Origin of the sequence: Rhizobium sp. GCM10022189, from assembly GCF_042656325.1 — a bacterium.
Taxonomy (GTDB): domain Bacteria; phylum Pseudomonadota; class Alphaproteobacteria; order Rhizobiales; family Rhizobiaceae; genus Rhizobium.
The window spans coordinates 20,186-31,005 of record NZ_JBHSOR010000021.1; the positions used below are offsets into that span (position 1 = coordinate 20,186).

The window sequence follows — 10,820 nt, forward strand, 5'->3', positions numbered from 1 at the left end:
TTCCCCCTCCCGTGGAACGAGTGCAATGCAGGCATGTCTGTGAAGTCCGGTTGCAGTGTAATACGTCCGCCGGCGCGCGTCCACTGCGGGCGGGAATCGCCAATGCCGATCGGTCTTGCCGGCGCAGGTGCCGGCAGCGGCCAACGGCTCCTGCGGCCGGGATCGGTCACTTCATCAGGGCGGAAAATTCCTGCATCATCGAGGCGGATTGAGCGAGGCCCTGTGCCTCGGCCTTCTGGCACAGCGCCTCCCATGTATATTCGGGCCTCCGGAACCGCATTCCTCCCATCTCACCCGATAGAACCCCGCCTCGGCAAGGCTCAGGAGCATGTTTCTCCGCAATGCGCCCGCCAGACAGCAGGCGTCGATCAGCACCGTGAACCTGTCTGCAAAATGGCTCACAGCAGGTCCGCATCCAGAACGGCGAGTTCGCTTAACGCGGCCGAGCGGGTTTCGTCACGCCTCTGCTTGTATGCGAACAGTTCCGATGCCCTGACCTTGCGATGGCGCCCGGTCTTGACATGGGGAATCGCGCCGCTTTCCAGAAGTTTGATCAGGTAGGGGCGGGACACGTTCAGGCAATCGGCAGCTTCCTGCGTGGTAAGCTCCGCATCGACGGGGATCATGCGAAAGCCGCGGCCGGTCGAAACGAGCCGCAGAACCTCCATGAAGGAGGCCGCAAGGGCAGGCGACAGCGTGATCGTCTCGATCTCTCCCGTCGGCTGCGCCAGCGAAAGCCGCGCGCCCTCGTCCGATTTCAGCTGAGAGGCGATGATCGCGCGCAACTGCTCGGCATTCCTGATTTCTACCTCGTCAGGAAGTCGCTCGGCAAAGGCGTCTTTTCTGATCGCAGCCATGGTTCCATCCTTCGTCATCGTCCTGGCGGACAAGGATAGACAGGCGCAATAAACGAAACAAGTGAATTATTCGAAATAAACGAAACGTTCGAAATCCGATCATCCGCAGCCGGCTCCCGCGCTCACGCCCCGCGCGCCAGCCCGTGTTCCACCAGCCGGTCGATCACTTCGCCATAGGCCACGCCGCTTGCCGCCATCGCCTTGGAATACATGCTGATATCGGTGAAGCCCGGAATGGTGTTCACCTCGTTGACGACGAAGCGCATGTCGTCCAGCAGGAAGAAATCGACGCGGGCCATGCCGTCGCAGCCGAGCGCCCGGAAGGCGCGGGCGGCCATGTCGCGGATTTTCGCCTCGACCTCGGCGGGCAGCTCGGCCGGCACTTTCAGGGCCGCGCCGTTCTCGTCGAGATATTTGGCGGTGTAGCTGTAGAAGCCGTGGCTTTCGGCGGGCGCGATCTCGCCGGGGCGGGAGACGAAGAGGCCGCCCTTGACGTCTTCCAGCACGCTGCATTCGATCTCGCGCCCGGCAATGAATTCCTCGGCGATGAGCTTGCGGTCGTGGCTGAAGGCCTCTTCGAGCGCCGGGGCGAATTCCTGGCTGCCGGAAACCTTGCGCACGCCGACGGAGGAGCCCTGGCGGGCGGGCTTGATGAAGAGCGGCAGGCCGAGCGCGGCTTCGAGCGCATCCAGCGCCGGCGGCGCGCCCTCGTGCAGCGTCAGCGAGCGGGCCACCGGCAGGCCGGCGGCCTTCAGCAGCTGCTTGGCGATATCCTTGTCGAGCGCGGCGGCCGAGCCGAGGATGCCGCAGCCGGCGAGCGGCACGCGCGCCACCTGGCAAAGGCCCTGCACGGCGCCGTCCTCTCCATGCAGCCCGTGCAGCACCGGAAAGACGATATCGACCCTGCCGGCCTCGGCCGCCTTGCCATCGGGCGCGATTGCCAGCAGCCGCCCGCGCCCGCCGGGTACGAGGCAAAGCTCGGTGCCGCTTTCCGGCCGCGCGAGCGCGCCATCGGCAAAACGGCTCTGCAGCCAGCGGCCGTCGCGGGTGACGAAGACGGGCAGGGCGTCATAGCGTTGCGGGTCGAGCGCGCCCATCACATTGGTCGCCGACATGACGGAGACATCGTGTTCGCTGGAACGGCCGCCGAAGAGCACGGCGATGCGCAGCCGGGAAGGGGAAGAGGTCATGAATGTCTCCTTGAAAAGCGATTCCAGCAAAACTACGGCATTGTGCGGCAAATGCCACAAGCCGGCCGGGCATGAGCCGCCGGCGCCGATGCGGGCGGGAGTTTGCCTCCTGACCCTGGCAGGCGCTGCCCCTCAACATTGCATGTGGCATGAAGAGCATTCCCTTCAGGCCGGGGAGGCGCTGCCACTGCGAACACATTGGAAGAGCACGGGTCCGACAAAGGTACCGTGCTTTTTGTTTGCCTTGCCGGCGGTGATTGCGTTCGTTCCGGTGAGGTGGCGGCCATCCCGGCCGCCGGCCCGCCGGTCGCGCTACCACTTCATGCGGAAGCCGGCGGTGGCGGCAAGCGCGTAGCTGTCGGCGAAGGTCTTCAGCGAGGAGCGGGCCGCCACTTCGCCGTAGAGCGAGTAGCGCTCGTCCTCCCAGCTGTAGGAGCCGCCGAGCGTCAGCCCGGCCCAGAGCGGATCGTTTCTGGTTTCGAAGCCGGTGCCGGCGACATCGACGGCCGTGCCGTCCAGGAACTCGCCGTAGAGATTGGCGATGCCGTAGAGCTTGACGCGCGCCTTCCGGCCGTCGGCGCGCTCGACCTTGTCCTCGCGCTCCAGCGCGGCGCCGAGCCGGCCGAGCAGGCTGTCGCCGTCGGAGAGCGAGACGGGCGCGCCGAAACGGTCGTCGAAATCGCCGAAGCGGACGGAGGAATAGACGAGCTGGGCCTGCGGCGTCAGCGACCACGGGCCGGCGGCGGCAAAACGCCGGCCGGCCTCCAGGCTCAGCGCGTAGCCGAAGCCGTTGTTGCCGCTTTCCAGGGCGCCGTCGACGAGATCGGACGAGAGGTCGCTGTCATAGGATGTGATCTGGCCCTGGGCGTCGAGATAGGTGCCGTCCTCGCCGTACCATGTCAGCGTGGCACCTATGCCGTAGCCTGTCGAGTCGATCTTGCCGTCGCCGTAAAGCGAGCCGACATTGCCGGAAACGGTGCCGTAGCGCAGGGTCAGGCCGCCGATCAGCCGGCCGTTGCCGTCCTGGTAAAGCTCGCCGTCGAGGCCCGCTTCGAGGCGGAAGAGATCGTAGTCGTAATCGCTGCCGCTGGTGCTTTCTTCCGGCTTTATGCCGGCATGCACGCCCTCGCTGCGCAGCCAGACATTGTCGGGGCCGTCCTTGCCCGGCGCATCGGCGTCGTCCAGGCGGTAGCGGTCGCCGACCCGCTGCTGCAGCGTCGAAAGCCCGTTCAGCGCCAGCAGCAGCTGCGGATAGGTTTCGTAAAGCGGGACGCCGGCCTGATAGAGCGGCCCGGTGGCGCCGGGGAAGGCGAGATCGGAGCGCAGGTACCAGTCGCCGTCGGCCGGGGTGGCAAGGCCGTTCTTGTAGAGCCGGTAGGCATAGGCGCCGCCGACGACGGCCTGATCGCCCTGGAAGACATAGTCGCCGAGCAGGGAGAACTGCCCGGCCGATGTGCCGCCGACATCGACGATCTTGATGCCCTCGACGGTCTGCGCCCCGCCGCCGCCGAGATTGACGACCTTGATGCCGGTCGTGCCCGCCGTATTGCCGGTGACGACGAGGCGGTCGCTCGGCGAGGCATCGCCGCCAAGCTCGCTTTCGATCAGCAGCGTGCCGCCATTGCCGGTATAGTTGCCCGAGACGGTCAGCGTGCCGATGGAATTGCCGGGGGCGACGGTGCCGGAATTGCTCACGTCGCCGAAGATCGTGCCGCTGCCGCCGAGCGTGGCGAAATTGGTGATGTTGCCGATGACGCTGGAGGCGGCGCTGTGGTCGCCGACCAGAAGCGTGCCGTCATAGATCGTCCAGTCCGTGGTCGCGGTGGCGACGCCGGTCAGAAGCCAGGTGCTGCTGCCGGTCTTCTCGAAAATGTCGAAATCGCGGTATTGCTGCGCCGCGCCGATTGCCGAAATGTCGAAACTGTCGCTGCCGGTGCCGCCGAGGCGCAGCACGTCCGTGGTCGGCGTGGCGCCGGCGACGACATTGCCCTCGATCACCGAGCCCGGCCGCAGTTCGAGGGTGAGCGTGCCCGTCGTTGCCGCCGCCGCCCGGCCGATCGCGTCGGTCTGGCCGGCGCCGGCGCGGATCGTGCCGCTGTTGACGATGTCGAGGTTCAGCGTGCCGTTGCTGGCGGCGATGCCGGCGCCGCCGGTTCCGCCCTCGATCAGGCCGTTGTTGACGATGTGCGTATCGGCAAAGCGCACCAGCGCGCCGGAGCTGCTGATGGAGCCGGCAGTGCCCGCGCCGCCGCGGATCGTGCCGTAGTTTACGAGCGTGCTAGCGTTGATCGGCCCGTTGAAGACGACGCCGCTGCCGCCCGTCGCCCCCTGGCCGCCCTCGATGAGGCCGTAATTGGTCAGCACGGAATTGCGCGTGATATCCGCGCCCGCGCCGCCGGCGCCCGCGCCGCCGCCGGCACCGCCGCGGATCGTGGCGTTGTTGACGAAGGTCGTCGATACCATGCGCGCGCCGATGCCGCCCGCGCCGCCGCCGGCACCGCCTGTGCCGCCCGTCAGCGTCGCGTTGTTGATGACGGAGGAGCGGTTGACGGTCGAGCGCGTATAGACCGCGATGCCGCCGGCGGTCGCGCCCGCTCCGTCGCCGCCGGTAAAGCTGCCTTCGAGCGTGATCGGGTTGCCGCCGGTATTGTCCAGCGTCAGGGCGGCGATCGCCGCGCCGCTGAGGCCGCTCAGCGTGAAGCCGCGGGTGTCGATCGTCATCGGCCTGGCCGGCGTCGGCAGCAGCGAGGCCGTCACCGTGAAGCTCGCGGTCAGCACGATGGTGGCGCTGGCGTCGCCGTCGGCATTGGCCGCGGTGATGGCGGCGGCAAGCGCCGTCTCGTTGCCGACGAGATATTCCCTGGCCGAAGCCGGCGAGGCCAGCGCCACCGGCAGCGCCAGCGCGGCAAGGCTGACGCCGGCGCGAAGACCCCGTTTTTTGAGAATTCGCGCAGAGAGAATGCTGGAACCCATTCCCGACCTCGTAAAGTTATCCCTAATATAAATTCGCCTTCAGGCTGTGTTTTTGCCGTGACTCGGCCACTCGCGCAAGCGATCGGCCGGCCACGCAAGAGGGGCAAAAGCGCCCAAAAGGCGGGGATGTTGCCGAGCGACAACAGGCGTTTCAAATGTGACGTTTTTGTAAATCAATATGTTAGTCACTCGTTAACGCTTTCCGGCATCGCCTGCTCCGGCCGGTTCGGCAGGCCGCCATGCCGCTTTCGTCGCTCGCGTTAAGCGTGTTTTTTGCAAGCGGCGGCGTGCGGCCGGGCTTCGAACCTGAAGCGGAGGGGGAAAGCAATAGCCGATGCGGAAACCGCCGGTGCCGGGGCCGCGATGCCGGGCGGCATCGCTCCTGTTTTCCGACCGTCGAGCCGATATCACCAGGCCGATGACCGCCGGCCGGCTCTCTTCGTCGTCACCAGATAGTGGACCGCAATGGCCGGCAGCGCGACGACGGCGGCCCAGTGGGCGAAAAACGGCGTCACGGACGCGGTGAAATCCCAGAAATCGAGGCTGTAGCCGAAGGTGAGCCTGGTCCACACGCCGAGCACGGCAAAGCTGCGGACGCCGCAGGCCGCGAGCGCGATCACCGCAATCCGCGCGCCGATGACGACGGCAGGGCGCTCCAGCGGTATCGCCAGCCGGTTCTGCGCGAGGTTTAGGACGCGCTGCCAGTGGAGGCCGATATGGCTGCCGACCGCGATCATCGCCCAATAGGCCGAAAACCAGTGAACCTCGCGCGCCGTCACGCTATCGGGCAAGGCGAGCAGGGCGAAAAGCGACTGCGAGATGGCGATGCCCGTCACCAGCAGGACGGCCATGTTGACGATGAGGGCGAGATGCATCGCGACGACGAGCGTGCGCTTCAGGCCGTAGGGACCTCTGAAGAGGTTTCGGAACCAGCTCCTGTTGAAGGCGACGTGCCAGCCGAGCAGCACGAACAGTGCGAGCCCGGTTATCTCGTGGGCGAGGTTGCCGAGCCACCAGTAGGCAAGGCCCAGCAGCAGCGACGCGGCCATCGCCGCCGGCAGGAGCAGGCGCCTGCGCAGGACCGATGTGCCGGGCCGGCCCCGCCTCATTGCGTCGTTCCGTCAAAGGCCGTGGCGTCGGCATGGGTGAACATGAATTGCCGCTCCTGCTGCGAGCGGTGGCAGGAATAGCAGCGGGCCGTGTCTTCGTCGGCCTTCACCGTGCCGTCGGGCCAGAACCATTGGTACTGCCAGTCGTCCATGCCCTCGCCGGTCTTCTCTGAGACGAGATAGCGGTGCAGGACGTCGCTCTGGTAATCGACGAGCACGACATGCGTTCCCGTCGGCACCGGCCGGCCGGCCCTGATGGCGGCCAGCGCCTCGTTGCTTGTCAGCATGTGCTCGCGGGTCACGCCGCGGCGCACGGTCGTGTAGTGGACGAGCCGGTCAAGCGGAGGAAAGGTCACGGCGTTCGCTTCGGCAAGCGCCGGGGAAGGCGAGGATGCGAGGTAGCCGCCGCCCAGGACGAGGAGGCCGGCAATTGCGGCAGATCCCAGCTTCCAGAATAGTGTGTTCATGCTTGCGAATCCTCTTGCGGAAAGTCGTTGCGACGCTGCGAAGGGCCATGGCGGTCGTCGAAGCGGTGGCCCGTGACCGCGCCGATCAGCGAGAGAGCCAGCCAGTCGACCAGAGCTTCCACTCCCCCCGAACATGCGCGCAACCACGCAGGCCCGGATGTCAGCGCCTGCCGTCGATCGCTCATCGCCATTCTCCCGTTGCGTGGCGGCCGGACAGCGGAGAGCCCTGACGGAAGGGCTCTCCGTTCGATCGGGGCCATGGCCGGCCGACGGTTCAGGCGAGGTGGCGATCGAAGAAGCCGGCGAGCCTGTCGAAGGGGATCAGGTCCACCCGGTCGTAAAGGTCCACATGGCCGGCACCCTTGACCCAGACGAGTTCCTTCGGCTCGGCAGCGCGCCTGTAGGCGTCTTCGCTGAATTCCCTCGAATGCGCCTGGTCGCCCGAGACGAACAGCATGGGGCGCGGGGAGATCGTCTCGATGTCGTTGAACGGGTAGAAGTTCGCGAATTTGACGACGCTGGTCAGCGTCGGCTTGGTGGTCGTTTCCCTGGTTGCGCCGGCCGGGGTGAATTCGCCGCGCGCGGTGCGGTAGAAATCGTAGAATTCGCGCTGCACCGGATCGGTGTCGGCGGTGAGTTCCAGTGTCGTTCCGCCGACATACTGGATGGCGCCGCCGTCGAATTCCTTCCAGCGCTGCTCTGCGGCGGCCGCGATGATCTGCTTGCGCTGCTCGACGCTCTGCGACTTGTTGAGCGCGTCGCGGAAGGCCGCGCCCATGTCGTACATGCTGACGGTCGCCACGGCCTTGATGCGCGGATCGATCTTGGCGGCGCTGATGATGAAGCTGCCGCTGCCGCAGATGCCGATGCCGCCGATGCGCTGGCGGTCGACGTAGCTCTGGCTGCCGAGGAAATCGACGCCGGCGCTGAAGGCCTCGGCGTAGATGTCGGGAGAGACGAGGTTGCGCGCCTGGCCTTCGCTTTCGCCCCAGAAGGGAAGGTCGATCGACATGGCGACAAAGCCCTGCTCCGCCATCTTCGTGGCGTAGAGGTTGGCGCTCTGCTCCTTTACGGCGCCCATCGGGTGGCCGAGGACGATGGCCGGGTGCCTTGCCGCGCGGTCGAGGTCGTTCGGCAGGAAGAGGTTGCCGGCGACGTTCATCCGGTAGAGCGATCTGAAGGTGACTTTCTGCAGCGTGACCTTGTCGCTGGTGTAGAAATTGGCAGCGCCGTTGGACATGTCCTGAGCCTTTGCGTTTGTGGTGTCGAAGATGGAAGCCGCCCCGAATGCGACGACGCCGGCCCCGGTCATTTTCAGCAGCTGGCGCCGGTCGATGCCCGCAGTCCGGGCCGTGGCGGAAATCGTGGTGTCGATAGGGTCTTTCTTTTCGGTCATCTGCGGTCTCCTGGAGGGGAAGTTGCAATTCGCCGCGCGGGGCGGGTGGGCGCATCTCTCAGGCGGGAGCGATGCGAAGCGGGTAGTCGCCGCGTATCAGAAGCGGCTCGAAACCGTCGTCGAAGCGGCCGAGGCGGATCAGGCCCTTCGAATAGCGATAGCTGGCGTAATAGAAGACGAGATTGCCCCAGGGGGCGTAGTAGGCGATGTCGCCCGGACGTTCGCCGCCGAACGGTTCGTCGCGGATTTCGGTCAGCCTGCGCGGCAGGTAGGCGATCTTCTCGTTGGTCGAATAGTCGCCGATGGCGAGGTCGAGCGGCAGCATCCGCAAGAGTTCGCGCGCCGCCGGCGTGTCGTAGAGGGTTGCCGTCATCGAGTGCCGGTCGAATGTCATCCTGAATTTCATCGCGGACGGCTCCTGTCTCGTTGCCCGTGCAAGCGGCATGGAAGGGAAGGCCGCGGCCAGCGCGGCGCCCATGAGATGGCGGCGGCCGATCATCGTGCGGTCCTCGCCTGATGCGATGCGGCGGCAGCCAGGAGGGACGAGCCCGCCAGAAGCACGGCGGCGAGCGCAAAGGTCGTCCGCCAGCCGGCATGGTCGAAAAGCGTGCCGCCCAGTGAGGCGCCGGCGGTGATGGCGAGCTGGATGACGGCAACCTGCAGGCCGCCGCCGGCCTCCGCGTCGTCAGCCATCGTCCGGGCGAGCCACGTGCCCCAGCCGACAGGTGCTGCCGTGCCGAACAGGCCCCAGCCGATGAGGAGGATTGCGGTGATTGCCGTCGAGAAGCCGAAGACGACAAGGCCAATCGCGATGGCGGCCATGACCAGTGGAATGGCGGCGAGAATGCCGAACAGCCGGGCGTGGAGGAGATGGCTGATCCAATATGTTCCGGCGACCCCGGCAAGGCCCATCAGCAGAAGCAGCAGGGAGAGCACCGGGATCGAGACATGCGTCACCGTTTCCAGGAACGGGCGCAGATAGGTGAAGAGCGCGAACTGGCCCGCAAACAGGAACAGGATGGATGCCATGCCGGTTGCGACCGGCGGGCGCATGAGCAGCCGCAGGACGTTTGACGGCTTTTGCCCGTGCGCCTGCGTTTTCTCCGGCGGCAGCGCGGGAAGGCTCGCCCACTGCCAGACGAGGGAAAGGACGGCCAGCGGCACGACGGCGAAGAAGGCGCCGCGCCAGCCGATATAGCTTCCGAGCCAGCTTCCGAGCGGGGCGGAGACCGTCGCGGCGATGGCGTTGCCGGCGTTCAGCATCGCAAGGCCCCTCGGTACGGACGAGGCGGGAACGAGGCGCATGACGATGGCTGTCGACATCGACCAGAAGCCGCCGATGGCGACACCCAGCAATGCGCGTCCGGCCATGAGCGTCAGGTAATCGGGCGCGAAGGTGACGACGGTGCCGGAAACGACGAGCATCGCCGAGAAGGAGGCGAGCACGAGGCGGCGGTCGATGCCGTGGGTCAGGTTCGCGACGAAGAGGCTGGTCAGGACGGCGAAGACGCCCGATATCGAGATCGCCTGGCCGGCGCGCCCCTCGGTGACGCCGAGATCGCCTGCAATGGGCGAGAGCAGGCTGACCGGCATGAATTCCGATGCGATGAGCACGGCCACGCAAAGAGCCATCGCCAGCACCGCGCCCCATGCGGCGGGAGCGGGAACGGAACTGGCCCGGATATGGGGCCGAACGAGTGTTTGCTGATCCATGCCCGCAAACATAATCCGGAGCGACTGCGAAGATTAGCACTTGCAATTCGCTTGGACTTATCGATTTCTGACATTAATCGACCAATGCAGAGGGCATGCGGAATGAAGCGGGAAGACCTGAACGACATGCTCTGGTTCCTGGTCGTGGCCGAGGAGCGAAGCTTCACCAAAGCGGCGGCGAAGCTCGGAACGTCGCAATCGACGATCAGCCACACGATCAAGAAACTCGAAGCGCGCATGGGGCTGCGGCTTCTGACGCGCACCACGCGCAGCGTCTCGCCGACGGAGGCGGGCGAAAGGCTCATCCGCTCGCTCGCGCCGCGCATCGAGGAGCTGGAGTCCGAGATCGACCAGCTGATGGAGATCAGGGACAAGCCCTCGGGCACCGTCAGGATCACCCTGTCGGACCACGCGCTCGCGAGCGTCGTCTGGCCGAAGCTGCGCCCCCTGCTGAGCAGGTATCCGGACATCAAGGTCGAGCTGAACAGCGACAACGGTTTCCGCAATATCGTGGAAGAGAAGTTCGATGCGGGTGTCCGCCTCGGCGAGAGCCTCGACAAGGACATGGTTGCCGTTCGCATCGGACCCGACTGGCGTCTCGTCGCCGTTGCTTCCCCGGATTACCTGGCCAAGCGTCCGGCCCCGCAGGTGCCGCAGGACCTTGTCGGCCATGATTGCATCAATCACCGGCAGGCGCGGTCGGGCGGGTTGTATGCATGGGAATTCGAGAAGGATGGACGCGAGCTGCGCGTGCGGGTGGACGGACAGCTGATCTTCAACACCTCCTACGCGATGATCGACGCGGCGGTGCGCGGATACGGCATCGCCTATGTTCCGGAAGACCTGGTCGCCGCGGACATTGCCGCGGGGCGGCTCGTCCGCATCCTCGACGACTGGTCGCCCTTCTTCCCCGGCTACTACATCTACTATCCCAGCCGCCGGCAGAATTCGCCCGCCTTCCGGCTCGTCATCGAGGCGCTGCGGCAAGCCTAGGATCGATCGACATTCAGGATTCCCAAATCAGTTGCTGAGTGATTCATAGGCTGCCGTGATGATCACGGAGACCTGTGGATGGCGGCGAAGCGGTATGAACTGAGCGACGGACAGTGGGAGAA

General features: G+C 66.0%; 10 protein-coding genes. 1 reads left to right on the forward strand and 9 read right to left on the reverse strand.

What is annotated here, in order from left to right:
* Positions 1-398 precede the first annotated feature (398 nt).
* The 9 genes from ACFPWW_RS11800 to ACFPWW_RS11840 all read right to left on the reverse strand — a co-directional run bounded on the left by ACFPWW_RS11800 (position 399) and on the right by ACFPWW_RS11840 (position 9,705).
* Positions 399-857, reverse strand: a complete 459-nt coding sequence (locus ACFPWW_RS11800) for a helix-turn-helix domain-containing protein (RefSeq protein ID WP_377311761.1) — start codon at positions 855-857, stop codon at positions 399-401.
* Positions 858-979: 122 nt separating this feature from the next.
* On the reverse strand, positions 980-2,047 hold the full coding sequence (locus ACFPWW_RS11805; RefSeq protein ID WP_377311762.1) for a D-alanine--D-alanine ligase family protein: 1,068 nt from the start codon (positions 2,045-2,047) through the stop codon (positions 980-982).
* A gap of 312 nt (positions 2,048-2,359) precedes the next feature.
* Positions 2,360-5,020 (reverse strand): autotransporter outer membrane beta-barrel domain-containing protein, encoded by a 2,661-nt coding sequence (locus ACFPWW_RS11810; RefSeq protein WP_377311764.1) that lies wholly within the window; start codon positions 5,018-5,020, stop codon positions 2,360-2,362.
* A 407-nt stretch (positions 5,021-5,427) separates the two neighbouring features.
* The gene (locus tag ACFPWW_RS11815) at positions 5,428-6,129 is read right to left on the reverse strand and encodes a DUF4405 domain-containing protein (RefSeq protein WP_377311766.1); all 702 of its coding nucleotides are present in this window, start codon (positions 6,127-6,129) and stop codon (positions 5,428-5,430) included.
* Positions 6,126-6,596: a cytochrome P460 family protein gene (locus ACFPWW_RS11820; RefSeq protein ID WP_377311767.1), complete on the reverse strand. Its 471-nt coding sequence runs from the start codon at positions 6,594-6,596 to the stop codon at positions 6,126-6,128. Before ACFPWW_RS11820 ends, ACFPWW_RS11815 begins: the two co-directional genes overlap by 4 nt.
* Complete coding sequence (locus ACFPWW_RS11825) at positions 6,593-6,781, reverse strand: hypothetical protein (protein ID WP_377311768.1); 189 nt, start codon at positions 6,779-6,781, stop codon at positions 6,593-6,595. Before ACFPWW_RS11825 ends, ACFPWW_RS11820 begins: the two co-directional genes overlap by 4 nt.
* An 89-nt stretch (positions 6,782-6,870) precedes the next feature.
* On the reverse strand, positions 6,871-7,992 hold the full coding sequence (locus ACFPWW_RS11830; RefSeq protein ID WP_377311769.1) for an alpha/beta hydrolase: 1,122 nt from the start codon (positions 7,990-7,992) through the stop codon (positions 6,871-6,873).
* 58 nt (positions 7,993-8,050) lie between these two features.
* Positions 8,051-8,398, reverse strand: a complete 348-nt coding sequence (locus tag ACFPWW_RS11835; RefSeq protein WP_377311770.1) for a cyclophilin-like fold protein — start codon at positions 8,396-8,398, stop codon at positions 8,051-8,053.
* 89 nt (positions 8,399-8,487) lie between these two features.
* On the reverse strand, positions 8,488-9,705 hold the full coding sequence (locus tag ACFPWW_RS11840; protein ID WP_377311771.1) for an MFS transporter: 1,218 nt from the start codon (positions 9,703-9,705) through the stop codon (positions 8,488-8,490).
* Between the two features lie 102 nt (positions 9,706-9,807).
* Between ACFPWW_RS11840 and ACFPWW_RS11845 the strand changes: the two genes are divergently transcribed.
* Positions 9,808-10,698, forward strand: a complete 891-nt coding sequence (locus tag ACFPWW_RS11845) for a LysR family transcriptional regulator (protein ID WP_377311772.1) — start codon at positions 9,808-9,810, stop codon at positions 10,696-10,698.
* Positions 10,699-10,820 lie beyond the last annotated feature (122 nt).